Genomic DNA, 24731 nt, shown 5'->3' on the forward strand with positions numbered 1-24731 from the left:
CGGCAAGCTTACCGCAGTCGGCATGGGGGCATGGGCTTGCATACAGTCCGTTTCGCCTGGCGCGTTCTTACAATCTCCCCTCAACCGCACACTGCACATTCCTCATCATGAAACACGCCAAAGTCCTGATCCTCGGCTCCGGCCCCGCCGGCTACACCGCCGCCGTCTATGCCGCCCGCGCCAACCTCAACCCGGTGCTGATCACCGGCATGGCGCAGGGTGGACAGCTCATGACCACCACCGAGGTGGACAACTGGCCGGCCGACGTGGCGGGCGTGCAGGGGCCCGAGCTGATGCAGCGTTTTCAGGAGCACGCCGAGCGTTTCAAGACCGAGGTGGTGTTCGACCACATCAACGCCGTCGATTTCGCCAAGCGGCCCTTCACCCTCAAGGGCGACAGCGACACCTACACCTGCGACTCGCTGATCATCGCCACCGGTGCGTCGGCCAAGTACCTGGGCCTGCCGTCGGAAGAGGCTTTCATGGGCAAGGGTGTGAGCGGCTGCGCCACCTGCGACGGCTTCTTCTACCGCGACCAGGTCTGCTGCGTGGTCGGCGGCGGCAACACCGCCGTGGAAGAAGCGCTTTACCTGTCCAACATCGCCAGCAAGGTCTACCTGGTGCACCGCCGCGACAAGTTCAAGGCCGAGCCCATCCTGGTGGACAAGCTGATGGACAAGGTGGCCGCCGGCAAGATCGAACTCAAGACCTTCAAGACGCTGGACGAGGTGCTGGGCGACAAGAGCGGTGTCACCGGCATCCGGATCAAGAGCACGGTGGACGGCAGCACCGAGGACATCGCGCTGCAGGGCTGCTTCATCGCCATTGGCCACGCGCCCAACACCGAGATATTCCAGGGCCAGTTGACCATGGACAACGGCTACATCGTCACCCAGAGCGGCCTGAAGGGTTTCGCCACCATGACCAGCGTGCCCGGCGTGTTTGCCGCCGGCGACGTGCAGGACCACGTTTACCGCCAGGCCATCACCAGCGCCGGCACCGGCTGCATGGCCGCGCTGGACGCCCAGCGCTTCCTCGAACAGAACGAAGCCTGAAGTTCCAGCTATAATTGCGGGCTTTGCTGAGTGGCGTGCCTGGGAAGGTGCGTCACACCATTTGGCAAATCGGGTTACCGCCACCCTTTTCTTGGCGAGGTGAAGCCTTATCGCCAGTCGGCCCATTCTTCATGTGTTCATGGGGGGCCGGCCCGCTGCGAGGGCTGTTTGATTGATCGGAGTGTCCTTCATGGCACGCGTCTGCGAAGTGACGGGCAAGAAGCCCATGGTCGGGAACAACGTTTCCCACGCCAACAACAAAACCAAGCGCCGGTTCCTTCCGAACCTGCAATACCGCCGTTTCTGGGTCGAGAGCGAAAACCGCTGGGTTCGCCTGCGCGTGTCGGGTGCTGCCCTGCGCCTGATCGACAAGAACGGTATCGACGCTGTGCTGGCCGACATGCGCGCCAACGGCCAAGCTTAAGGAAGGACCTGAACCATGGCTACCAAAGGCGCTCGCGAGAAGATCAAGCTGGAATCCACCGCTGGAACCGGTCACTTCTACACCACCACCAAGAACAAGAAGACCACCCCGGACAAGATGCTGATCAAGAAATTTGATCCGGTTGCCCGCAAGCACGTGGACTACAAGGAAATCAAGCTCAAGTAATCGAGCCTGATCCCAACAAAAAACCCGCTGTTTTCACAGCGGGTTTTTTGTTGTCTGTTGCACGGTTTAAGAGGGCGCTTGTCCGGAGACCGTGCCCCACCCCAGTGACACCGTGGATCTGGCTTGGCCAGTCCACTGGTGTCGCTCCTTGAGGGGGATGCGGCTACACGAAGTGAGCAAGCAACGGGGTGGTGGGCTCAAGCATGCGCCGAACGCAGCTTGATGGAGAACTCACGCAGGGCGGCGATGCCACTGTCCTCGGCGCGCTTGCACCAGGCCTGCAGGTCCAGGGCCAGCTGGTCGCGCGAGGAGGTGGTGCTGGACCACAGGGCGCGCAGTTCTTCGCGCATGGCGTGCATCTTGGCCAGCACGGGCGAGGCGGCCAGGGTCTGTTGAACCTGGGGCTTGACGGCGGCCGGCACCTTGTCGTCGTCGCGGTGCAGCCAGCGGCGGGCGGCATCCAGCACCGATGAGTCGAAGCGCTTGGCCTGCAGGGTTTCCAGCTCGTGGCGGGCGGCAGCACGCATTTCGCGGGCGTAGCGGGCCATCACTTCGTAGCGGTTGGCGATGATGGCTTCCAGCGTCTTGGCGTCGGCCACCGGTTTGACATCGCCCAGCACCAACTGGGGCGCGATCTTCTTGACCTTGGCCAGGCCCATGGACTGCAGCACGCTGATGTACAGCCAGCCGATGTCGAATTCGAAGGGCTTGACCGACAGCTTGGCCGAGGTCGGGTAGGTGTGGTGGTTGTTGTGCAGCTCTTCGCCGCCGATCAGGATGCCCCAGGGCGACACGTTGGTGCTGGCGTCGGCGGCTTCGAAGTTGCGGTAACCCCACCAGTGGCCGATGCCGTTGATGATGCCGGCGGCGGTGATCGGGATCCACACCATCTGGATGGCCCAGACGCTGAGGCCGGCGACGCCGAACAGCAGCACGTCGATGATCAGCATCAGGCTCACGCCCAGGCGCGAACGGCCGGTGTAGACGTGTTTCTCGATCCAGTCGTTGGGGGTGTTGTGGCCGTAGCGCTCCAGGGTGTCCTGGTTCTTGGCCTCGGCGCGGTACAGCTCGCTGCCCTCGAAGAACACCTTCTTGATGCCGAACACCACCGGGCTGTGCGGATCACCTTCGTGTTCGCACTTGGCGTGGTGCTTGCGGTGGATGGCGGTCCATTCCTTGGTCACCATGCCGGTGGTCATCCAGAGCCAGAAGCGGAAGAAATGCGACGGGATGGGGTGCAGGTCCAGCGAGCGGTGGGCCGAGTGGCGGTGCAGGTAAATCGTCACGCTGGCGATGGTGATGTGCGTGAACACCAGGGTCACCAGAATCACCTGCCACCAGGTGGCTCCGGTCAGGCCGTTGGACAAGAAATTCAGCAGCATGTCCAGGCCGGTATCAAAAACGGTCATCGTGTTCCTTTGAGAACGGGTCAGGGGGCCCGGTTCGCAGAATCCGGACAGCCCTCGATTTTAGGTCGGGCAGCGATTTTCACCAAGTGTTGCGGTGCAGCATTTGGGGAATTGAGGCCTCAATCGGCTTGATCTGCCAAAAATGCGTCCCGTTTGGCGCCGATCCAGCGGTTCAGGCCTTCTTGTCCCACACCGCGGCAAAAAAGCCGTCGCTGCCGTGTCGGTGGGGCCACAGGCGCAAACAACCGTTGGAGCACAGCTGTTCAGGTTGGTTCACCTGGGCCCGGGTCAGGCATTCCACGGCGTCCAGCGGCACGAACTCGGGGTGGGTCTGGCCAAATGCCGCGGCCACCGCCTCGTTCTCATCGGGCAGCAGGCTGCAGGTGGCGTAGACCAGGCGGCCGCCGGGCTTGAGCAGGCGCGCCGCGCTGGCCAGGATGGCGGTCTGCAGCTGGACCAGCTCGGCCACGGTGGCCGGCGTCTGGCGCCATTTGAGGTCGGGGTGGCGGCGCAGCGTGCCCAGGCCGGAGCAGGGCGCGTCCACCAGCACGCGGTCGATCTTGCCGGCCAGGCGCTTGATGCGCTCGTCGCGCTCGTGGGCGATGGCCACCGGGTGCACGTTGCTCAGGTCGCTGCGGGCCAGGCGCGGCTTGATGGCGTCGAGCCGGTGGGCCGAGGTGTCGAAAGCGTAGAGCCGGCCGCTGTTGCGCATGGCGGCGCCGATGGCCAGGGTCTTGCCGCCCGCGCCAGCGCAGAAGTCCACCACCATTTCCCCGCGTTTGGCCTCCAGCAGCAGGGTCAGCAGCTGCGAGCCTTCGTCCTGCACCTCGACCTCGCCTTGGGTGAAGGAGGGCAGTTTGGCCAGCGATGGCTTGCCTTCGACCCGTATGCCCATGGGCGAATACGGCGTGGCCCGCGCCTGGATGCCGGCCTTGGCCAGGGCTTCCAGCACGGCCGGGCGTTTGGCCTTGAGGGCGTTCACGCGCAGGTCCAGCGGCGCGACGTCGTTCAGGCTGCGTACCAGGGCGTCGAATTCGCCGCCGAGCTGAGCCTGCAGCGCCGTGGCCAGCCACTCGGGCAGGTTGTGGCGGTGGGGGGCCATCAGGTCGCTGTCCTTGACGGCGTCGCAGTGGTCAAGCCAGGTTTTCTCGGTGTCGATGAGCGCGCTTTTCAGGAAGTCGCGGTCGCCGGGGAAACCCAGGATGGCCAGGCGCCGCCATTTGGAGCCGCTGCCCGAGCGCGCCAGCCACTCGAAGCGCAGGCGCTGGCGCAGCACGGCAAACACCGTGTCGGACAAGGTGGCGCGCTCGCGCGGCCCCAGGGACTTGTTCTCCCGGAAATGGCGGGCCACCACCGCGTCGGCGGGGTGGTCGAATTTGAAGACTTTTTCGATCAGGCTGGCGCATTCGTCCAGCAAAGCTTTGGGGTGCATGGGCCGTATTGTCCCACCGGCGATAATCGAAGGTTATGTCAGAGATTGCCCAACAGGTGAAGCGTCGCCGCACCTTCGCCATCATTTCCCACCCCGACGCCGGTAAAACCACCCTGACCGAGAAGCTGCTGCTGTTCTCGGGCGCGATCAACATCGCCGGCTCGGTCAAGGCCCGCAAGGCCGCGCGCCATGCCACCTCGGACTGGATGGAGATCGAGAAGCAGCGCGGCATTTCGGTGGCCTCGTCGGTGATGCAGATGGAGTACCGCGACTGTGTCATCAACCTGCTGGACACCCCGGGCCACCAGGACTTCAGCGAGGACACCTACCGCGTGCTGACCGCCGTGGACGCGGCACTGATGGTGATCGACGCCGGCAACGGCGTGGAGCCCCAGACGCGGCGCTTGCTGCAGGTCTGCCGCGCGCGCAACACGCCCATCCTGACCTTCGTCAACAAGATGGACCGCGAGGTGCAGCAGCCGCTGGATCTGATGGACGAGATCGAGCGCGAGCTGGGCATGACCGTGGTGCCCTTCACCTGGCCGGTGGGCATGGGCAAGACCTTCCGTGGCGTGTACGACCGCCGCACCGACCAGATGCGTGTGTTCGCCGCCGGCGAGGACAAGCGTGGTGGCGAGGAAGAGGTGCTGGCCGGCCTCGACAACCCCGAGAGCCTCAAGCGCTTCGGCATGGAGTTCAGCCAGGCCAAGGACGAGCTGGAGCTGGTGGCCGGTGCCTCGCCCGCCTTTGACGAGGCCGCCTTCCTCGACGGCAAGCAGACGCCCATGCTGTTCGGCTCGGCGGTCAACAACTTCGGCGTGCGCGAGGTACTGGACGCCCTGGTCGACCTGGCGCCGCCGCCGTCGGAGCGCCCCGCCATCCAGCGCGTGGTGCAACCGGACGAGCCGAAGTTCAGCGGCGTGGTGTTCAAGATCCAGGCCAACATGGACCCGGCCCACCGCGACCGCATCGCTTTCGTGCGCGTGGCCAGCGGCCATTTCGAGCGTGGCATGAAGCTCAAGGTGGTGCGCAGCGGCAAGGAGCTGCGGCCCAACACCGTGGTGTCCTTCTTGTCGCAGCGCCGCGAGCTGCTGGACGAGGCCTTTGCCGGCGACATCATCGGCATCCCCAACCACGGCGTGCTGCAGCTCGGCGACACCCTGACCGAAGGCGAGGCGCTGCAGTTCACCGGCCTGCCGTTTTTCGCGCCTGAAATCATCCGCAGCGTGGAAGTGGCCGACCCGCTGCGCACCAAGCAGCTCAAGGCCGGCCTCACCCAGCTGGGCGAAGAGGGCGCGATCCAGGTCTTCCGTCCGGTGGCTGGCTCGGTGCTGCTGCTGGGCGCCGTGGGGCAGCTGCAGTTCGAGGTGGTGGCCCACCGGCTGGAGCATGAATACGGCGTCAAGGCCCGCATCATGGGCAGCCCCTACCAGGTGGCGCGCTGGGTGACCTGCGCGCCCGAGGACGGCGGCGAGCAGGAACTCAAGCGCTTCATCGACGCCAACAGCCACCGCGTGGCGCTGGACGCGGTGGACGCGCCCACCCTGCTGGTGGACCACGCGGCCACCCTGCGCGCGGTGGAGGCCAACTGGCCCAAGATCAAGTTCCACGCCATGCGCGAACACGCGGGCCTGGTGTTCCACAAGGGCGTTTGAACCTGTGACGGTCCCCGGCATGCAGCCCGAGGACCTGGAGCGCCTCTTCAGCGTGGTGATGCCCTACGGCAAACACAAGGGCCGCGCCATCGCCGACCTGCCGGGCAACTACCTCAACTGGTTCGCCCGCGAGGGCTTCCCGCCCGGTGAGATCGGTCGCCTGCTGGCGCTGATGCACGAGATCGACCACAACGGCCTGGGCGACCTGCTCACGCCCCTGCGGCAGCGCTGAAAGCGGCTCAGCCCGCGATCAAGCGTTCCACCACCCGCGGGTACATCAGGTGCTCCTGTGTGAGGACGCGTGCGGCCAGGGTGGCTGCCGTGTCGCCCGACAGCACCGGCACCACCGCCTGGTCGAGGATGTCGCCGTGGTCCAGTTCGGCCGTCACGCGGTGCACCGTGGCCCCGGCAAAACGGCAACCCATGTCGATGGCGCGCTGGTGGGTGTGCAGGCCGGTGAACGCCGGCAGCAGGCTGGGATGGATGTTGATCAGCCGGCCCGCGTAATGCGACACAAAACCCGCCGTGAGGATGCGCATGAAGCCCGACAGCACGACCAGCGCCGGCTGGTGGCGGTCCACCTCGGCGGCCAGCGCGGTGTCGAAGGCCTCGCGCGACGGATAGGCCTTGTGGTCCACCACCGCGGTGGCGATGCCGTGTTCGCGGGCGAAGGCCAAGCCGGGGGCGTCGGCCTTGTTGCTGACCACGGCGGCCACACGCGCCTGGTGGCGCCGCGCCCACTGACCGCGCTCGGCGGCGCGCACAATGGCGGCCATGTTCGAGCCCGTGCCCGAAATCAGAATGACAATGTTTTTGTTCGAAGCCGACATAGACCGAGAAGTGTAATGACCCCATCGACCGCCGTCCGTCCCCTGTTGCCCACGGAAGCCCGTGTGCTGGCCACCTTGATGGAGAAGGCCCGCACCGTGCCGGACACCTACCCCATGACGCTGAACGGCCTGCTTGGCGGCTGCAACCAGAAAACCAGCCGCGAGCCGGTGATGAGCCTGGCCGAGGCCGAGGTGCTGGAGGCGCTGGACGGCCTGCGCGACCTGGGCCTGATCAGCGAAAGCAGCGGCGGGCGCGCGGCGCGCTTCGGTCACCAGTTCCAGAAGGGGTATGGCGTGCCCGAGCAGAGCGCGGTGCTGCTGGGCCTGCTGATGCTGCGCGGACCGCAGACCGCTGGCGAGCTGCGCCTGAACGCCGAGCGCTGGTACCGCTTCGCGGACATCTCCTCGGTCGAGGCCTTTCTGGACGAGCTGCAGGAGCGCTCGGCCGAGAAGGGCGGGGCCCTGGTGCTCAAGCTGCCGCGTGCGCCTGGCGCGCGCGAACAGCGCTGGGCTCACCTGTTGTGTGGCCCGGTGGACCTGGACAGCCTGGCGGCCGGTGGCGCCAGCGTGCCGACGGCCGGCCTGGCGCCCCGCGTGGCGGCGCTGGAGGCCGAGGTGGCGCATTTGCGCACCGCGCTGGAACGTGTGTGTGCCGAGCTGGGCCTGCCTGCGCCTGCGGCGGGAGAACCCGGCGCGGATTGATCGGTTGGGGGCTGGGGTGACGGCGCGGACCGTCACCGAAGTTTCATCTGGGGTGGCTACCGTCCAGGGGCGTTGTGCTGCAGGCCGTTGGCCCGCGACGCATGGCGAATGGCCTCTTGAAACCCCCTGGAGCATTTCACATGACCCCATCCCGTCGACATTTTGTCCAGCTGCTGGGCGCCAGCGCCGTGGCCGCCCCCCTGTCTGCCCTGTACCAGCGTGCCGCCATCGGCGCTCCCATCTTCGGGCCCGGCTTCGGCCCGCTCAAGCCCAGTCTGCCGCTGAACACCCACGAGTTGTTCAACGCTGGCGTCGGTGCGCTCGACCTGCGCGGCCAGGTGCTGCTCAACCTGCCCGAAGGCTTCCGTTACTGGGTGATCTCCTGGACCGGCCAGCCCATGAGCGATGGCGGCCTGGTGCCGGGTGACCACGACGGCATGGCCGCCTTCCGCGGCGAGCGCGGCCAGACCATCCTGGTGCGCAACCACGAGCTGAGCAACCGCGAGGCCAAGTACGGCAACGTCGCCGGTGTGGCGGTGCCCAACGAGCTCAAATACGACAGCTGGTGCAACGGCGGCACCACCACCCTGGTGCTGGACGAGTCGGGCCGGTTGGTGCGGCATTTCGCGTCGCTGGGCGGCACCAACAACAACTGCGCCGGGGGCCTGACGCCCTGGGGCAGCTGGCTCAGCTGCGAGGAAAACACCTCGGTGCCCGCCAGCAACAACAACTACACCCAACGCCACGGCTATGTGTTCGAGGTGCCGGCCCACGCCACCGCGCCGGTGGCCGCCGTGCCCATCATCGACATGGGCCGCTTCAACCACGAGGCCACGGCCACCGATCCTGAGACCGGCATCACCTACCAGACCGAGGACCGGGGCGACAGCTGCTTCTACCGCTACCTGCCCGATGTGCCGGGCCGGCTGGTCGAAGGCGGCGAACTGCAGGCGCTCAAGATCGTGGGTGATGAGTTTTTTGCCGTCAACACCCGCAGCGGTTTCCTGGACCTGCTGAACACGCCGCTGCCGGTGGAGTGGGTGACGATCGACGACGTCGACCCGGTGGGCGATACCGTGCGCCTGGAAGGCAAGAACAAGGGCGCGGCCCTGTTCTCGCGCGGCGAAGGCGCCTGGTACGGCAACGGCCTGATCTACTTCTGCTGCTCCGACGGTGGCAACGCCCGTGCCGGTCAGATCTGGGCCTACGACCCGGCCGCCGAGACGGTGACCCTGGTGGTGGAGTCGGTCACGCGCGACGTGCTGGACGCGCCCGACAACATCACGGTGGGCCCGGACGGCCGCCTCTACATGTACGAAGACGGCTCCGGTGGCAACAACATCGTGGGCGTGAACTCGCGCGGCGAGCTGTTCCGCGTGGCCGAGAACGCGCTGGGCGGATCCGAATTCGCGGGCGGCTGCTTCTCGCACAACGGCCGCTTCATGTTCGTCAACATGCAAAGCCCCGGCCTGACCCTGGTGATCGAAGGTCCCTGGCGCAAGGGCCAGCCCTGAGTGTCTGAGCGCGGCGGCGCGGCCCCCGCGCCGGGGCCGCGCTGTGTTCCAAGGCCTTATTGGCAGCTGAAGCTGCTGGCCAGTTCCAGGCTGCCCGTGCCCTTGTAGCGGGCCACCTGCGGGTAGGGGCAGAGCGGGCGGCTGCGGTCGGCGGCCCAGCCGGCGGGCAGGTCGCTGTTCACACCACCGGCATTGCCAGCGCCACGCGCCGAGGCGGTGATGGCGGCCGGGGCCTGGCCTTTTTCCACCCAGTTCACCAGCGGTGTCAGCATGTCGAACTGGTCGGTGGCGGGGCCGCCCGAGCAGTGGCCCATGCCGGGCACGCGGTAAAAACGGGCGAAGTCGTAGCCGGTATCGGTCTGCACGCCCTTGAACCAGGTTTCGGTATCGTTGACCGAGAATATCGCGTCGCTGACCCCGTGGTAGACCATGATCTTGCCGCCGCGATTGCGCAGCCCGTGCATCTGCGTGGGCTTGGGCGGGGTCATGAAGGACATGGCCGATTCGCTGTACAGCCCGCTGGTGGCGAACATGGACGCGTTGAGGGCGTCGATGTCGGTGGTCAGCGCGAAGCTCAGCGGGTTGAACGTGGCCAGGTTCTGCGGCGGCGCGCCGAAGATCAGGCCGGTGGCCTCGGCGTCGCGGGAGATCGAGATGAAGAATTCCCACAGTGCCACGCCGCTGCCCACCGGGCTGCCGCCCGTGGGCACGCCGGCCCGGCCACCGCCAAAACCGCCGTCGTAGGGGAAACTGGCGTAGATGCGATCGCCCTTGCTGGTGGTGGGGCCGCTGAAGATCTGGGACAACACGCTCTTTTGTGCGCTGCTCAGGCAGCTGCCGTCGCGCGCGCCGCTGCAGGTGGGCACGTCGTCGGCCAGCTTGAAGCTCGCCTGGCAGGCGGCCACGTCCTGCACCATGCCATCGGTGGCGCCGTCCAGGGCGTCGCACTTGGCCACCACGCGGTTGGCCAGCAGCTGGCGCTCGGTGTCGGTCACTGCGGTGGCCAGGTCAATCTGGTTGGTCACCGGGGTGGTGGCCACGGTCTGGTAGAGGCGGGCGCCGGCCAGGTTGGCCACCGCCGCCTTGGGCAGGTTGTAGCCGGGGGCGCCGGCCAGCACGCCGTCGTAGTCGGCGTAGTAGCGGGTGGCGGCCACCATGCCGTGGCGCCCGCCGTTGGAGCAGCCCGCGAAATAGGAGCGGTCCGGGCCCTTGCCGTAGGCCAGCTTGATGGCTTCCTTGGCCATGGGCGTGAGCTTGGCCACCGCCTGGTAGCCGTAGTCCAGCCGCGCCTGCGGGTCGATGCCGAACGCTGCCGTGCCCCCGCTGTGGCCGGCGTCCGAGCTCAGCACCGCGAAGCCCTGGTGGAGGGCGCCCGTCACCGGGCCGCCGCCCAGCGCGCCGGCGGCGGTCAGCACCGCTCCGTCGGTACCACCGTTGCCCTGGTGCAGGAAACGGCCGTTCCATGCTTTGGGCAGGCGCATCTCGAAGCCGATGGCATAGGTCGCGCCGTCCACCGGGCTGGTGCGCTCGTGCATCTTGCCGGTCACGCGGCAGTGTTCGGCCACCGCGTTGCCGCCCTGTTTGAGCGTGCCCTCGGCGATGGTTTCGGCCAGCGTGATCTGGGTGTTGGGCAGGCTGGCCAGGGCGGTCTGCAGGCCGGCGCAGGCGCCGGTGAAGCTGGCGCCGGTGGCGGCCGCGAGCTGGGGCGGCGCGTCGCCGCCACCGCCGCAGGCCACCAGCAGGGTGGTGGCCGCGGCCAGGGCGCCCAGGCGCACCGGTTGCAGGGAAGAGGTCGGCATGTGTGTCTCCTGTGGTGAACGATTTAGTTAGTTTATTTAATTAACCAAATGTCGGTTATCAGGGTAAACACCAGAACCGCACGGTGGCGCCGTGTGGCGGCCAGGGTGGGGAGCGCGTCCGATAATCGGGCGATGAGCGCTTCATTGAAAACCGGCCAGGACCATCTCACACCCACCGCACAACTGGAGGAAGGGGGCTTGCACGAGCTGTTGGGCTACCGGCTGGCGCAGGCGTCCATCGTCACCAACGGGTGTTTCCAGCGGGCCGCTGGCGGGCCGCTGGGGCTGGGTCAGGTGGAGTTCACACTGCTTCATTTGATTAATAAAAACACCTCGGTCACGCCCTCCCGCATGGCGCGGGCGCTGGCCATCAGCATGCCGGCCATCACGGTCTGGCTGGGCAAGTTGGAACAGCGGGGCCTGGTTTCGCGCGAACGCAGCACCACCGACCGCCGGTCCCAGCACTTTGGTGTCACCGAGGCCGGGCGGCAACTGGTGGGCGACGCGCTGGCGGCCTTGCAGGCCGAGGAGGCCCAGGTGCTGTCGACCCTGTCACCGGCCGAACGGGCCATGCTGCTCGAACTGCTGCGCAAGGTGGCGCGCCGGCGCAAGGCTTGAGGGGCGGACCCGTTCTCAGTGGGGCGTGGCCTGCGTGGGCCCTTGCCGGCGCCGCCAGGTGGCCGGCGGCAGTCCGTACTCGCGCCGGAAGGCGCGGCTGAAGGCGGTGTCGGTCTGGTAACCCACTTCTTCGGCGATGCGCGCCAGCGGCGCGTTGCTGCGGCACAGCAGGTGGCTGGCCAGCAGCATGCGCCACTGGGCCAGGTAGTGCATGGGTGAACTGCCCACCAGCTGCTGGAAGCGTTCGGCCAGCACCGAACGCGAGGTGTGGGCCGCGTGCGCCAGGTCTTCCAGCGTCCAGGCCTGTGCTGGCGCGCTGTGTATGGCCTTGAGCGCGGTGCCGACGACGCGGTCGTTCACGCCGGCGAGCCAGCCGGTGTGGCCATCCATGGCATGCCGTTCGTTCATGTAGATGCGCAGGACTTCGATGAACAACACCTCGGCCAGCTTGGCAAGCACGCCAGCGCCGCCCGGGCGCGGCGAGCGCGCTTCGGCCAGCGCGTAGCGCAGCGAGGCCTCCAGCCAGGTGCCGGCGTTGGAGCCGCGCACGTTGACGCGCAGCAGCTTTGGCAGGCCGCTCAGCAGCATGCGGGCCAGGCGGGCATCGCAGGCCAGGTAGCCACAGACCAGCCGGCAGGTGGCGCCACCGCCGCCATAGGCGAGCAGGCGGGGGCGCCGGGACAGCACCTCGTCCAGCTGGGCACCCGAGGCGGGGGCCAGGCCCGGCGCGGAGGTCATGCGGTGCGCATGGCCTTGGGGAAAGACCACCGCATCGCCTGCGATCAGGTGCACCGGGGGCTGGCCGTCGAGCTCCACCCAGCAGTCGCCTTCGGTGATCAGGTGGAAGATGACCACCCGTTCGGCGCTGGGCTCCAGCAGCGGGGCGGCGGCATCGGCCGGTGGCGACTGGTAGCACCATGGGGCGCTGAAGCGGCCGTGGATGAAGATGGCGCCGACCAGGCGCACCACCCGCAGTGTCTCGGACAGCGCATCCATCAGTGGGGAGGCAGCTCGATCTGCAGGTCGATCGGCAGGGCGGTTTCGATGGCGCAGCCCACCGGCGAGTGCCGGCAGCAGGTTTCAACCAGCGTGCGCAGGCGTTCGGGGGACACACCCGTGGCCGACAGGCGCACCCGCAGCCGCATGTCCAGCGGGCCGGCGGGCACGGGTGTGCCGTCGGTGTTGGACATGCCCAGCAGGCCGCGGGCGTCGCTGCGGCTGCAGGCCTCGGTTTCCAGCAGGTCCAGCGTGATGCCTTCCGCGGCGGCGGCCATGGCGATGCGGGTGGTGGTGCAGGCCGCCAGGCCGGCCCGCATCAGCCAGCCGGGGGTCACCTGGTCACCGCTGCCCCCCAGTTCCACCGGCATGTCGGTGCTGATCTGGTGTCCGTCGGCGTGCCGCGTTACCGCGCGCACGCCGCCTTCCCAGCGCGACAGCGCCGGCGCGTCCTCGTGCAAGCCGGCTTGCGGGTGCCGCTGGAAGGCGGCTTGCACGCGCTGCAGTGCGGTGGCGATGGCGGTGGCGCTCATGGGGTGCTCCTGTGGGGCTGGCAGCTTGGCATTGTGGGAGCTGCACGTCCACATGCCTAGTGTGTGTCGACCCGGGGGAGGCAGTGGCGGACGTTGGGGCAGCGATCCGGGACGTTGGGGCAGGACGTGTGCGTCGGGCGCGGCGCACAGTCCGGCTTCCCAACCCATCCAGGAGACTGCACCATGAACGCCCCCATCGATTTCGCCGCCATCAAGACGCGCCAGCAGGGCGCCTGGGCCAGTGGCGACTACGCCGTGATCGGCACCACCCTTCAGATCGTGGGGGAGCAACTGGCCGAGGCCTGCGACCTGCGCTGGGACGAGCGCGTGCTCGACGTGGCGGCCGGCAACGGCAACGCGACCCTGGCGGCGGCCCGGCGCGGCTGCATGGTCACGTCTTCCGATTACGTGGGCCGCCTGCTGGAGAGGGGTGCAGAGCGGGCGCGGGCCGAGGGGCTCCAGGTCGACTTCCAGGTGGCGGACGTGGAGGCGCTGCCTTTCGACGCCGGGCAGTTCGACGCCGTCTTGTCGACGTTTGGTGTCATGTTTGCGCCCGACCAGCCGCGTGCGGCCGCCGAGATGGCCCGGGTGTGCCGCCCGGGCGGGCGCATCGGCCTGGCCAACTGGACCCCCGACAGCCTGGTGGGGCGCATGTTCAAGGTGCTGGGCCGCCACGTGCCGCCGCCCGTGGGTGTGTCGCCGCCGTCCTTGTGGGGCGTGGAGTCGCACGTCGCCTCGCTGTTTGGCGAGCGTGCTGCCCGCATTCAGGTGACGCCGCGGGACTTCCATTTCCGCTACCGCTCGGCGGCCCATTTTGTCGACGTTTTCCGCCAGTGGTATGGGCCGGTGCACAAGGCCTTTGCCGCCTTGCCGGCCGAGCAGGCGGCGGTGCTGGCGCAGGAGCTGGCGGCCTTGCTCGATGGCCTCAACACGGCCGGACCGGCATCGCTGGTGGTGCCCAGCGCCTACCTGGAAATCGTCGTGACGCTGCGCTGAGCCATGGAAGCCCGACTGCAGCACCGCGTTCAACGCTACGGCTGGGACCGGGCGGCCAGTCGCTATGACGGTCTGTGGGCCACACAGCTGGCGGGCGTGCAGGCCGAACTGCTCTCCCGTGCGGCCCTGGCGCCGGGCGAGCGGGTGCTGGACCTGGCTTGTGGCACTGGCCTGGTGACACAGGCCGCGGCGCGCGCGGTGGCACCCATGGGCCAGGTACTGGGCACCGATCTGTCGGGCGAGATGGTCGCGGTGGCGCAGCAGCGGGCCCGTGCCGCGGGTTGCTTGAACGTCGATTTCGCGCGCCTGGGGGCCGAGCGTCTGGCGGTGGCGGACGGCAGCTTCGACGTCGTGTTGTGTTCGCTGGGCCTGATGTACGTCCCCGAGCCCGAGCAGGTGCTCAGCGAGGCGCGGCGGGTGCTGCGCCCAGGCGGGCGCCTGGTGTTGTCGGTGTGGGGTGAGCGAGCCCGCTGCGGCTGGGCCGACCTGTTCGGCATCGTGGACGACGAGGTGTCCAGCGAGGTCTGTCCACTGTTCTTTCGTCTCGGCCAACCGGGCCTGCTGGCGCGACTGTGCAAGGAAAACGGCCTGCTGGCCGCGCCAGAGCAGCGCTGGCGGACCACGCTGGCCTATGCCGACGGCGAACAGGCCTGCGATGCGGCCTTGGTGGGTGGCCCGGTGGCGCTGGCCTGGTCGCGGTTTGACCTCGCCACCCAGCAGCGGGTGCGTGCCCGCTACTTGGGCGTGATTGCGCCGTGGCAAGGGCCATCCGGCTACGCGGTGCCTGCCGAATTTGTGGTGCTGGCGGCCCACGCGCCCGGGTCGGCCTGAGCGCAGCGCTTCAGGCGGCCACCCTCGGGTAGACACCGGCGCGTCCGGGTTGGGACAAGACCCATTGCCAGAGCTGGATGTCCCGCGCCCGGAAGGCGCCGGCGCAGGACAGCAGGTAGTAGCGCCAGGTGCGGCGGAAGCGCTCGCCCAGCGTGTCAGAGAAACGCGGCCAGGCGGTCTGCACGTTGTGATGCCAGGCCATCAGCGTGCGGTCGTAGTCGGCGCCGAAGTTGTGCAGGTCCTCGACCACGAAGCGCCGTTCGCAGGCTTGCCCGATCTGCGCGATGGTGGGCAGCTCGCCATTGGGAAAGATGTGTTTGTGTATCCAGGGATCGGTGCCGTGGCCGTGTTCGTTGCGGCCGATGGTGTGCAGCAGGAACAGGCCATCGGGGTGCAGGCAGCGCTGGGCCACCGCCATGAAGTCGGCGTGGTTCTTGTGTCCCACGTGTTCGAACATGCCCAGGCTGACGACGCGATCGAAGCGCTCGTTCAGTGTGCGGTAGTCGGCCAGGCGGAACTCGACCGGTAGCCCGGCACACAGCTCGCGGCCCAGCGCGACCTGTTCGGCCGACACCGTCACGCCCACGCAGCTGACGCCGTGGCGCTCGGCGGCGAAACGCATGAAGCTGCCCCAGCCGCAGCCGATGTCCAGCACCCGCATGCCGGGACGCAGGTCCAGCTTGCGGCAGACCAGGTCGAGCTTGTGTTCCTGGGCGGCGTCCAGCGTGTCGGCGTTTTGCCAGAAGGCGCAGGTGTAGGTCATGCGCCGGTCCAGCATGGCGGCGTAGAAGTCATTGCCCATGTCGTAGTGGGCGCGTGCCACCTGCCAGGACCGCGGTTCGGTCTGCAGGTTGAGCCAGCGCGCCCGCAGGTGGTGCCAGGCCAGCGAAAGCGGGTGCACACGTTCACCGAGCTGGGCGCGCAGCAGGCGGTCGAACAATTGGTCCAGGTGCTCACATTCCCATTGGCCGTCCACATAGGCTTCGCCCAGGCCCAGGCTGCCGTGTGCCAGCACCCGCCGTGGCATGGCGGGGTCGATCAGCTGGATGTCCCAGGGCCGCCGGCCATCGAGGCCAATGTCGGCCTCACTCAGCAGTGACTGGAGGTAGTGGTGGGCGTGACCGGCACGCGAACGGCCGTTGGCCGTGTCCGGCAGGCGTTGAAGGCTGCGGGTGTCCATGGCGGGGCGGTGGGTGGCGAGTCAAAACCCACTGTAAATCCCTAGCATTGGATGCAGCCAATTGATTTTTGTTGGCTGTTCGATAGCGAGCGTCAATGCATCCATGGCGCCTGGCGGTGCGGGATTTCACACTATCATGGTGTGAAACATAGGCTTGCTTACCGTGTCCGCTCTCGACTTGCGTGTTTTCTTGCTGATCAACGGTGTGATGGCCTGCCTGATGGCGGTGGTGCTCTGTTCGCAGTGGCGTACCTATCCCAAGTCCATACAGGGGTTGGACCGCTGGGCGTTGGCACAGCTGGTGGCCTTTGTGGCCACCCTCCTGTTTGGCCTGCAGGGCATGGCTCCGCCGTTGGTGTCCATGGCCGCGGCCAATGTGTTGTTGGTGCTGGCGGGCGCCTTGTTGCTCTCGGGCACCGCACGTCACTTTCAAAGGCACTTGCCGAGGCACTTCCTGGTCCTGCTCATGGTCGTGACGGTGCCGACGATGGTCGCACTCAGCGGGCGTGCCGAGGATTACATCTACCGGCTGCTGTTCATCTGTGTGGTTGTGGGCATGCTGCTCTTGGCCCAGGCCTGGTTGGTGTGGCGGCATGGCTTGGGCGGTTTTGGCTCGCGTTTCACGCTGGTCGTGTTGCTGCTCTTGGCCCTGGTGATGGCGGTGCGGGCGGTGACGGCTCTGCGGTTCCTGCCGGCCGACGGCATTTTTGTTCCCTCGACCATGCAGGCGCTCTACCTGGGCAGCTTCAGCTTCGGGCTGCTGCTGCTGTCCATCGGCGGTATTCTGATGGCCTCCGAACGGCTTCGTATCGAGCTGGAGCACCTGGCCAGCCACGATAGCCTGACAGGCGCCTACACCCGGCGCGCTTTCTTCGGCCTGGGTGAAAACGAGGTGGCGCGCTCTCAGCGGCTGGGCACGCCGATGTCGGCCCTGATGATGGATCTGGACCATTTCAAGGCCGTCAACGACCAGCATGGCCACCACGTGGGTGACTTGGTGCTGGCCGACTTCGTGCACCGCACTCAGGCCATTCTTCGCCGCCCGACCATCCTGGCGCGTATGGGGGGGCGAGGAGTTTGTGGCTTTGTTGCCCGACACCGACCGCCAGGCGGCGTGGCTGGTGGCGACGCGGATACTCAAGAGCACCACGGTCAACCCCGCGCTGCCGCGGTGTCAGGTCAGCATTGGCCTGGCCGCGTTCGACCACGGTGGGGGCGACACGCTCGGCGACCTGATGGCCCGCGCCGACGCCGCGCTCTACCGCGCGAAGCAACTGGGGCGCAACCGGGTGGAAGAGGCGCCGGCGCCTGTGGCATAGGTGAGTCATTTTTGTGGGAAAATCCGGGTGTTGCAATGCACCAAGAGCGAGAAAGGCAGTCTGGTTATGACACCGCGAACTCCACGAGGTTTTCTCCTGGCCCCCTGAGGCCCGCAGTTCGCGCCTGCCCGATTGACCCCTTCACACTCACCAGCGCGGCCCATGCCGCGCTTTTTTGTTTTCTGGATTCCCATGCTGCACATCACGCTCCCCGACGGTTCCCAACGTGAATTTCCCGGCCCGGTCACGGTGGCCGAAGTGGCCGCGGCCATCGGCGCCGGCCTGGCCAAGGCCGCGCTGGGCGGCAAGGTGGACGGCAAGGTGGTTGACACCTCCTACCGCATCGAGCGCGACGCGCAACTGGCCATCGTCACCGCCAAGGACGCCGACGGCCTGGAACTGATCCGCCACTCCACAGCCCACCTGCTGGCTTATGCGGTCAAGGAACTGTTCCCTGAGGCGCAGGTCACCATCGGCCCGGTCATCGAGCACGGCTTCTACTACGACTTCGCCTACAAGCGCCCTTTCACGCCCGAGGACCTGGTCGCGATCGAAAAGCGCATGGTCGAGCTGGCATCCAAGGACGAGCCGGTGCTGCGCCGCGTGCTGCCGCGCGACGAGGCCGTGGCCTATTTCAAGGGCCTGGGCGAACACTACAAGGCGGAGATCATCGCCAGCATCCCCAGCAACGAGGACGTGAGCCTGTACCGCGAAGGCAGCTTCGAAGACCTGTGCCGTGGCCCGCACGTGCCCAGCACAGGCAAGCTCAAGCACTTCAAGCTCATGAAGGTGGCCGGTGCCTACTGGCGTGGCGACCACCGCAACGAGATGCTGCAGCGTGTGTACGGCACGGCCTGGGCCAACAAGGAAGATCTGCAGAATTACCTGACCCTGCTGGAAGAGGCCGAGAAGCGCGACCACCGCAAGCTTGGCCGCGAGCTGGACCTGTTTCACATCGACGAACATTCGCCGGGCACGGTGTTCTGGCACCCCAAGGGCTGGACGGTGTGGCAGCAGGTCGAGCAGTACATGCGCCAGGTCTACCGCGACAACGGCTACCAGGAGGTCAAGGGGCCGCAGATCCTGGACCAGAGCCTGTGGGAAAAAACCGGCCACTGGGACAAGTACCGCGAGAACATGTTCGTGACCGAATCGGAAAAGCGCGACTACGCGCTCAAGCCGATGAACTGCCCGGGCCACATCATCATCTTCAAGCAGGGCATCAAGAGCTACCGCGACCTGCCGCTGCGCCTGGGCGAATTCGGCCAGTGCCACCGCAACGAGCCCAGCGGCGGCCTGCACGGCATCATGCGGGTGCGCGCCTTCACCCAGGACGACGGCCACATCTTCTGCACCGAAGACCAGATCCAGTCCGAGGTGGTGGCCTTCACCACGCTGCTGCAGAAGGTCTACAAGGACTTCGGCTTCACCGACATCATCTACAAGCTGTCGACCCGGCCTGAAAAGCGCATCGGCACCGACGAGAGCTGGGACCGCGCCGAGAGTGCGCTGGCCGACGGCCTGAAGGCCTCGGGCTGCGATTTCCAGTACCTACCGGGCGAGGGCGCTTTCTACGGCCCCAAGATCGAGTACACGCTCAAGGACGCCATCGGCCGCGAATGGCAGTGCGGCACCATCCAGGTCGACCCCAACCTGCCCGAGCGCCTGGACGCCGAATACGTGGGCGAAGACGGCGCGCGCCACCGGCCCATCGTGCTGCACCGGGCCATCGTCGGCAGCCTGGAGCGCTTCATCGGCATCCTGATCGAACAACACGCCGGCGCGCTGCCCACCTGGCTGGCGCCGGTGCAGGTCGCGGTGCTCAACATCACCGACGCGCAGGGTGATTACTGTCGCGAAATTGCCGCAAAGCTGAAAAAAGCATTGCCAAATCAAGACCTTAGGGTGGTGACCGATCTGCGCAACGAGAAAATTACGTATAAAATACGTGAGCATTCGTTGCAAAAGCTGCCCTACATCCTCGTCGCGGGCGACAAGGAGAAGGCGGCTGGCGCTGTAGCCGTGCGGGCCCGGGGCAACAAGGACCTCGGTGTGATGTCGCTTGATGCGTTCGTGCAACACATCGCGGCAGACCTGGCATCCAAGGTGTGATTTCCCTCGTGTGTGATCGCCTGGAAGGCCTGGGATGACCCATGGCCACGGCTTTTCGTCGACTGCGACCTACTGACAGGAAAAGGATTTCACCATCGCTACCAACTTTCGCGACCGCCGCCAGCGTGAAGAGCGCGCCCATCGCCTGAACCGCGAGATCATGGCCCCCGAGGTCCGCCTCTCGGGTCCCGAGGGCGAGCCGCTGGGCATCGTCAGCCTGCAGGAAGCCCTGCGCATGGCCGGCGAGCTTGACGTGGACCTGGTGGAAATTGCCGCCACGGCCAACCCTCCGGTGTGCCGTCTGATGGACTACGGCAAGTTCAAGTACCAGGAGCAGAAGAAGGCGGCGGAAGCGAAGGCCAAGCAGACGGTCATCGAGATCAAGGAAATCAAGTTCCGCCCCGGTACCGACGATGGCGACTACAACATCAAGATGCGCAACATTCGGCGCTTTCTCGATGATGGCGACAAATGCAAGATCACCTTGCGTTTCCGCGGCCGCGAGATCACCCACCAGGAACTGGGGCTGGCCTTGCTGAACCGGATTCGCGACGATCTGGGCGACACGATCTTGGTGGAACAATTCCCCAAGCTCGAAGGCCGCCAGATGATCATGATGATCGCGCCCGGCCGCCGCAAGGCGGGTGGTGGTGCCAAGCCGGCGGCCGAAGCGCCGGTGGCAGGCACCCCGGCGGGTGCGCCGGCCGCCTGAGCGGTCGGACAAGACGGATAAAGGCCTCGTGCGGGTTTGGTCACCCGCGCGATGCCTGGGTTGTGGTGGTGCAAACCGCCGCATCCCGAACAGGTGGCACCTTGTGTGCCGCTTGACCCAAGTGGCTCGGGGCCAACAAGTCCGCGTAAGGTTCGCGGCGCCTCACGAGCACAAACGAGAAGGAGCATTCACATGCCCAAAATGAAGACCAAGAGCAGCGCGAAAAAGCGTTTTCGCGTTCGTCCGGGTGGTACCGTCAAGCGCGGCCAAGCCTTCAAGCGTCACATCCTGACCAAGAAGACCACCAAGAACAAGCGCCATCTGCGTGGTGCGGTGACTGTGCATGAGACCAACATGGGTCACATGGCGCAGATGCTGCCCGGCATGGGCATTTGATAACGACGAACAAGGAGAACACACATGCCTCGCGTCAAACGTGGTGTCACGGCTCGCGCCCGCCACAAAAAAGTTCTGGCCCTTGCAAAAGGCTTCCGCGGTCGCCGCGGCAACGTATTCCGCATCGCCAAGCAGGCGGTGATGAAAGCGGGGCAGTACGCCTACCGCGATCGTCGCACCCGCAAGCGCGTGTTCCGCCAGCTGTGGATTGCCCGTATCAACGCCGGTGCGCGTGAACTGGGCATGACCTACAGCCAGTTCGCCAACGGTCTGAAGAAGGCCGCCATCGAGATCGACCGCAAAGTGCTGGCCGACCTCGCGGTGAACGACAAGGCGGCGTTTGCCGCCATCGTGGAGCAGGCCAAGGCCAAACTGGCTGCTTGATCCGCAAGGTGACACGGGGCGCCGCGAGGCATCCTTGTGCACCCGAACAAGGGCCGGGGCTTTTTTGCAGCACTGGCCCTTTTTCATTGGTGGCCCGCTCGCCACCACCCCCATTCAAGGTGTTTCAAATGACAGAGTTGGACGCGCTGGTGGCTGATGCCAAGGCCTTGTTCGAACAAGCCGCCACACCGGCCGAACTGGAAAATGCCAAGGCACAGTTCCTGGGCAAAAGTGGTCGGGTGACCGAGCTCATGAAAGGCATGGCCACCCTCAGCGTCGAAGAAAAAAAGACGCGCGGCGCCGCCATCAACCTGACCAAGCAGGCCATCGAGTCGGCCCTGAACGAACGCCGTCGCGCCTTGGCCGAAGCCGAGCTGCAGGCGCAGCTGCAGGCCGAAGCCCTGGACGTGAGCCTGCCTGGGCGCCAACGTGGCACCGGCGGTCTGCACCCGGTGAGCCTGACGCTGGAGCGCATCGAGGCCATCTTCGGCTCCATGGGTTTTGATGTGGCCGACGGCCCCGAAATCGAGTCCGACTGGTTCAACTTCACCGCGCTCAACACGCCCGCCGACCACCCGGCGCGCTCCATGCACGACACCTTCTACGTCGAAGGTGGCAGTGCCGAGGCGCCCAACCTGCTGCGCACCCACACCAGCCCCATGCAGATCCGCCACGCGGTGCAGCACGTCAAGCGCCACCGCGCCGCGCTGGACGCCGGACAGGGCATGCCCGAGATTCGCGTCATCGCCCCGGGCCGCACCTACCGTGTGGACAGCGATGCCACCCACTCGCCCATGTTCCACCAGTGCGAAGGCCTGTGGATAGGCGAGAACGTGAGCTTCAAGGACCTGAAGTTTGTGTTCACCGACTTCTGCCGCACGTTTTTTGAATCGGACGACCTGGTGCTGCGTTTCCGCCCCAGCTTCTTCCCCTTCACCGAGCCCAGCGCCGAGATCGACATCCAGTTCCAGAGCGGCCCCCTGGCCGGGCGCTGGCTCGAAGTCGCCGGTAGCGGCCAGGTGCACCCCAACGTGGTGCGCAACATGGGCCTGGACCCCGAGCGTTTCATCGGCTTCGCCTTCGGCATGGGCCCGGACCGACTGACCATGCTGCGCTACGGTGTGAACGACCTGCGCCTGTTCTTCGACGGCGACGTGCGTTTCCTGTCGCAGTTCCAATAACAAGCCGCGAGCACAACATGCAATTCCCTGAATCCTGGCTGCGCGAATTCTGCAACCCGCCCCTGAGCACCCAGCAACTTGCCGACACCCTGACCATGGCCGGCCTGGAGGTCGAAGAACTCCAGTCCGTGGCCCCGCCGTTCGACAAGGTGGTGGTGGGTGAGATCAAGGACGCCGTCCAGCACCCCAACGCCGACCGCCTGCGCGTGTGCCAGGTGGATGCGGGCCAGGGCAGCCTGCTGCAGATCGTCTGCGGCGCGCCCAACGCCCGCGTCGGCATCAAGGTGCCGGTGGCCCTGGTGGGCGCCGAGCTGCCGCCCGGCGAAGACGGCAAACCCTTCGCCATCAAGGCCGCCAAGCTGCGCAGCGTCGACAGCGCCGGCATGTTGTGCTCCGCGCGCGAACTCAAGCTGTCCGACGACCACGGCGGCCTGCTGGAGCTCAGCGCCGACGCGCCCATCGGACAGAACATCCGCGAACACCTGCGGCTGGACGACACCCTGTTCACCCTCAAGCTCACGCCCAACCTGGCCCATTGCCTGAGCGTCTACGGCATCGCCCGCGAACTGTCGGCGCTGACCGGTGCCCCGCTGACGACACCCGCCTTCCCGGCGGTGCCGGTGCAACTGCCCGCCACCGACCGCATGCCGGTCAAGATCAGCGCGCCCGATCTGTGCGGCCGCTTTTCGGGTCGCATCGTGCGCGGCGTCAACACCCGGGCGCAGACACCGGCCTGGATGGTCGAGCGCCTGGCGCGTTGTGGTCAGCGCAGCGTGTCGCCGCTGGTGGACATCTCCAACTACGTGATGTTCGAACTGGGCCGCCCGTCGCACATCTTCGATCTGGACAAGATCCATGGCGGGCTGGACGTGCGTTGGGGTCGCGCAGGTGAACAGCTCAAGCTGCTCAATGGCAACACCATCACGGTGGACGACAAGGTCGGCGTGATCGCCGACGACGTGCAGCTGGAGTCGCTGGCCGGCATCATGGGGGGCGATGCCACCGCCGTGTCCGACGACACGCAGAACGTGTTCGTCGAAGCCGCCTTCTGGTGGCCCAAGGCCGTGGCCGGTCGCTCGCGCCGCTACAACTTCAGCACCGATGCCGGCCACCGCTTCGAGCGCGGCGTGGACCCCGCCACCACGGTGGAGCACATCGAGCGCATCACACAGCTGATCCTCGACATCTGTGGCGGCCAGGCCGGTGTCATGGACGACCAGCAGGTGGCCATGCCCCAGCCAGCGCCCGTGACGCTGCGCGCCAGCCGCGCGGCCAAGGTCATCGGCATGCCGGTGAGCGCCGCCGACTGTGCCGATGCGCTGCGTCGCCTGGGCTTGCCCGTGACGGCCGATGGCGACCACATCACCGTGACGCCGCCACCGTTCCGCTTTGACCTGCTGATCGAGGAAGACCTGATCGAAGAGGTGGCCCGCGTGATCGGCTACGAGCGCCTGCCGCAGACGCCGCCACAAGCCCCCATCACCGCCAAGATCCGCCCCGAATCCCGACGTGGCCCCTTCGCCGTGCGCCGCGGCCTGGCCCAGCTGGGTTACCAGGAAACCATCAACTTCAGCTTCGTCGAGGAACGCTGGGAACAGGAGCTGGCCGGCAACGCCGACCCGATCAAGCTGCTCAACCCCATCGCCAGCCAGATGAACGTGATGCGTTCCTCGCTGGTGGGCAGCCTGGTGGGCGTGCTGCGCTTCAACCTCGCCCGCAAGGCCGAGCGCGTGCGCGTGTTCGAGCTGGGCCGCGTGTTCAGCAAGGACACCAGCGTGCCCGACAGTGACACCAGCGTGGCCGGTTTTGCCCAGCCCATGCGCGTGGCCGGTCTGGCCTACGGCGACTTGGTCCAGCAGCAGTGGGGGCAGGGCGCCCGCACGGTGGATTTCTTCGATGTGAAGGGCGATGTCGAGGCCTTGCTCGCGCCGCGCCGCGCCACCTTCGAGGCGGCGTCCCACCCAGCCTTGCACCCGGGCCGTTGCGCACGTGTGCTGCTCGATGGCGAGGCCATTGGTTTCGTCGGCGAACTGCACCCGCGCTGGCGCCAGGCCTATGATCTGCCGCAGGCGCCGGTGCTGTTTGAACTCGCGCTGGACGCCGTGCTCGCGCGCGATGTGCCGGTGGCTCAGCCCGTGCCGCGCCACCAGGCGGTGGAGCGGGACATCGCCCTGGTCGTGGCCGAGAGCGTGACCCATGCGGCGCTGATGTCGGCCATCCACGCCGCGCCGGTCTCTGGCGTGCTCAGGCAGGCCACCTTGTTTGACGTCTACCGGCCCAAGAACGGCGCCGTGTTGACCGAAGACGCGCCGGTGCGCGCCGGTGAAAAGAGCCTGGCCGTGCGTCTGGTGTTCAACAAGGACGACGCGACGTTGACCGAAGAAGAAATCGACGCCGCGGTGTCGGCCGTGCTGGCGGCTGCCCACGAGCGCCTGGGTGCGCGCCTGCGTGCCTGACACAAGGGACA

The 24731-nt window shown here is 66.9% G+C and carries 24 protein-coding genes; 17 read left to right on the forward strand and 7 right to left on the reverse strand.

Annotation, left to right across the window (positions count from 1 at the left end; all coding sequences use genetic code 11):
- Window positions 1–107 precede the first annotated feature (107 nt).
- The 3 genes from trxB (at window position 108) to rpmG (ending at window position 1665) form a co-directional block, all read left to right on the forward strand.
- Entirely contained in the window at window positions 108–1055 is a 948-nt protein-coding gene (trxB, locus tag AAHB17_RS00775) for a thioredoxin-disulfide reductase (protein WP_342128500.1), read from the forward strand.
- Between the two features lie 190 nt (window positions 1056–1245).
- Window positions 1246–1479, forward strand: a complete 234-nt coding sequence (gene rpmB / locus AAHB17_RS00780) for a 50S ribosomal protein L28 (RefSeq protein WP_342128501.1) — start codon at window positions 1246–1248, stop codon at window positions 1477–1479.
- Window positions 1480–1494: 15 nt separating this feature from the next.
- Entirely contained in the window at window positions 1495–1665 is a 171-nt protein-coding gene (rpmG, locus tag AAHB17_RS00785; RefSeq protein ID WP_342128502.1) for a 50S ribosomal protein L33, read from the forward strand.
- 197 nt (window positions 1666–1862) lie between these two features.
- On the opposite strand, the gene AAHB17_RS00790 is transcribed toward rpmG, so the two are convergent.
- Together AAHB17_RS00790 and AAHB17_RS00795 are read right to left on the reverse strand one after the other, a co-directional pair.
- Window positions 1863–3074, reverse strand: coding sequence for a DesA family fatty acid desaturase (locus tag AAHB17_RS00790; RefSeq protein ID WP_342128503.1), 1212 nt, complete (start codon window positions 3072–3074; stop codon window positions 1863–1865).
- Between the two features lie 172 nt (window positions 3075–3246).
- Window positions 3247–4506, reverse strand: coding sequence for an RsmB/NOP family class I SAM-dependent RNA methyltransferase (locus AAHB17_RS00795; RefSeq protein WP_342128504.1), 1260 nt, complete (start codon window positions 4504–4506; stop codon window positions 3247–3249).
- Window positions 4507–4541: 35 nt separating this feature from the next.
- Here AAHB17_RS00795 and AAHB17_RS00800 point away from each other — a divergent pair, with 35 nt between their 5' ends.
- Together AAHB17_RS00800 and AAHB17_RS00805 are read left to right on the forward strand one after the other, a co-directional pair.
- Entirely contained in the window at window positions 4542–6161 is a 1620-nt protein-coding gene (locus tag AAHB17_RS00800; RefSeq protein WP_342128505.1) for a peptide chain release factor 3, read from the forward strand.
- Window positions 6162–6180: 19 nt separating this feature from the next.
- Window positions 6181–6393, forward strand: a complete 213-nt coding sequence (locus AAHB17_RS00805; protein WP_342128506.1) for a DUF3820 family protein — start codon at window positions 6181–6183, stop codon at window positions 6391–6393.
- Window positions 6394–6400: 7 nt separating this feature from the next.
- Here AAHB17_RS00805 and purN read toward each other — a convergent pair whose 3' ends face one another.
- Window positions 6401–6991 (reverse strand): phosphoribosylglycinamide formyltransferase, encoded by a 591-nt coding sequence (gene purN / locus AAHB17_RS00810; RefSeq protein WP_342128508.1) that lies wholly within the window; start codon window positions 6989–6991, stop codon window positions 6401–6403.
- A 15-nt stretch (window positions 6992–7006) separates the two neighbouring features.
- Here purN and AAHB17_RS00815 point away from each other — a divergent pair, with 15 nt between their 5' ends.
- On the forward strand, window positions 7007–7693 hold the full coding sequence (locus AAHB17_RS00815; RefSeq protein WP_342128509.1) for a YceH family protein: 687 nt from the start codon (window positions 7007–7009) through the stop codon (window positions 7691–7693).
- 140 nt (window positions 7694–7833) lie between these two features.
- Window positions 7834–9207: an alkaline phosphatase PhoX gene (locus AAHB17_RS00820; protein ID WP_342128510.1), complete on the forward strand. Its 1374-nt coding sequence runs from the start codon at window positions 7834–7836 to the stop codon at window positions 9205–9207.
- 56 nt (window positions 9208–9263) lie between these two features.
- On the opposite strand, the gene AAHB17_RS00825 is transcribed toward AAHB17_RS00820, so the two are convergent.
- On the reverse strand, window positions 9264–11006 hold the full coding sequence (locus AAHB17_RS00825) for a tannase/feruloyl esterase family alpha/beta hydrolase (RefSeq protein WP_342128511.1): 1743 nt from the start codon (window positions 11004–11006) through the stop codon (window positions 9264–9266).
- A gap of 132 nt (window positions 11007–11138) precedes the next feature.
- On the opposite strand from AAHB17_RS00825, the gene AAHB17_RS00830 reads away from it, so the two are divergent.
- The gene (locus AAHB17_RS00830) at window positions 11139–11624 is read left to right on the forward strand and encodes a MarR family winged helix-turn-helix transcriptional regulator (RefSeq protein ID WP_342128512.1); all 486 of its coding nucleotides are present in this window, start codon (window positions 11139–11141) and stop codon (window positions 11622–11624) included.
- A gap of 15 nt (window positions 11625–11639) precedes the next feature.
- Here AAHB17_RS00830 and AAHB17_RS00835 read toward each other — a convergent pair whose 3' ends face one another.
- Both AAHB17_RS00835 and AAHB17_RS00840 read right to left on the reverse strand, forming a co-directional pair.
- Complete coding sequence (locus AAHB17_RS00835; protein WP_342128513.1) at window positions 11640–12620, reverse strand: AraC family transcriptional regulator; 981 nt, start codon at window positions 12618–12620, stop codon at window positions 11640–11642.
- Window positions 12620–13153 carry an OsmC family protein gene (locus AAHB17_RS00840; RefSeq protein WP_342128514.1) on the reverse strand — a complete coding sequence of 178 codons (534 nt, stop codon included), beginning with the start codon at window positions 13151–13153 and terminating at the stop codon, window positions 12620–12622. The genes AAHB17_RS00835 and AAHB17_RS00840 overlap by 1 nt, the downstream gene beginning before the upstream one ends.
- Window positions 13154–13336: 183 nt before the next feature.
- Between AAHB17_RS00840 and AAHB17_RS00845 the strand changes: the two genes are divergently transcribed.
- Together AAHB17_RS00845 and AAHB17_RS00850 are read left to right on the forward strand one after the other, a co-directional pair.
- Window positions 13337–14149: a class I SAM-dependent methyltransferase gene (locus AAHB17_RS00845; RefSeq protein ID WP_342128515.1), complete on the forward strand. Its 813-nt coding sequence runs from the start codon at window positions 13337–13339 to the stop codon at window positions 14147–14149.
- A 3-nt stretch (window positions 14150–14152) separates the two neighbouring features.
- Window positions 14153–14980, forward strand: a complete 828-nt coding sequence (locus tag AAHB17_RS00850; protein ID WP_342128516.1) for a class I SAM-dependent methyltransferase — start codon at window positions 14153–14155, stop codon at window positions 14978–14980.
- Between the two features lie 10 nt (window positions 14981–14990).
- On the opposite strand, the gene cfa is transcribed toward AAHB17_RS00850, so the two are convergent.
- Complete coding sequence (gene cfa / locus AAHB17_RS00855; RefSeq protein ID WP_342128517.1) at window positions 14991–16160, reverse strand: cyclopropane fatty acyl phospholipid synthase; 1170 nt, start codon at window positions 16158–16160, stop codon at window positions 14991–14993.
- Between the two features lie 163 nt (window positions 16161–16323).
- On the opposite strand from cfa, the gene AAHB17_RS00860 reads away from it, so the two are divergent.
- The 7 genes from AAHB17_RS00860 (at window position 16324) to pheT (ending at window position 24720) form a co-directional block, all read left to right on the forward strand.
- A complete protein-coding gene (locus tag AAHB17_RS00860) occupies window positions 16324–17709 on the forward strand; it encodes a GGDEF domain-containing protein (RefSeq protein ID WP_342128518.1) in 1386 nt (461 codons plus the stop codon).
- Window positions 17672–19591, forward strand: a complete 1920-nt coding sequence (thrS, locus tag AAHB17_RS00865; RefSeq protein ID WP_342128582.1) for a threonine--tRNA ligase — start codon at window positions 17672–17674, stop codon at window positions 19589–19591. The genes AAHB17_RS00860 and thrS overlap by 38 nt, the downstream gene beginning before the upstream one ends.
- A gap of 94 nt (window positions 19592–19685) precedes the next feature.
- On the forward strand, window positions 19686–20303 hold the full coding sequence (infC, locus tag AAHB17_RS00870; protein ID WP_342128583.1) for a translation initiation factor IF-3: 618 nt from the start codon (window positions 19686–19688) through the stop codon (window positions 20301–20303).
- Between the two features lie 192 nt (window positions 20304–20495).
- The gene (gene rpmI / locus AAHB17_RS00875; protein ID WP_066151481.1) at window positions 20496–20699 is read left to right on the forward strand and encodes a 50S ribosomal protein L35; all 204 of its coding nucleotides are present in this window, start codon (window positions 20496–20498) and stop codon (window positions 20697–20699) included.
- Between the two features lie 24 nt (window positions 20700–20723).
- Entirely contained in the window at window positions 20724–21083 is a 360-nt protein-coding gene (rplT, locus tag AAHB17_RS00880; protein ID WP_342128519.1) for a 50S ribosomal protein L20, read from the forward strand.
- Between the two features lie 128 nt (window positions 21084–21211).
- Window positions 21212–22264 carry a phenylalanine--tRNA ligase subunit alpha gene (gene pheS / locus AAHB17_RS00885; protein WP_342128521.1) on the forward strand — a complete coding sequence of 351 codons (1053 nt, stop codon included), beginning with the start codon at window positions 21212–21214 and terminating at the stop codon, window positions 22262–22264.
- 17 nt (window positions 22265–22281) lie between these two features.
- On the forward strand, window positions 22282–24720 hold the full coding sequence (gene pheT / locus AAHB17_RS00890; protein ID WP_342128522.1) for a phenylalanine--tRNA ligase subunit beta: 2439 nt from the start codon (window positions 22282–22284) through the stop codon (window positions 24718–24720).
- Window positions 24721–24731: the final 11 nt, after the last annotated feature.

Source organism: Hydrogenophaga sp. OTU3427, from assembly GCF_038440225.1.
In the GTDB taxonomy this organism is placed as follows: domain Bacteria; phylum Pseudomonadota; class Gammaproteobacteria; order Burkholderiales; family Burkholderiaceae_C; genus Hydrogenophaga.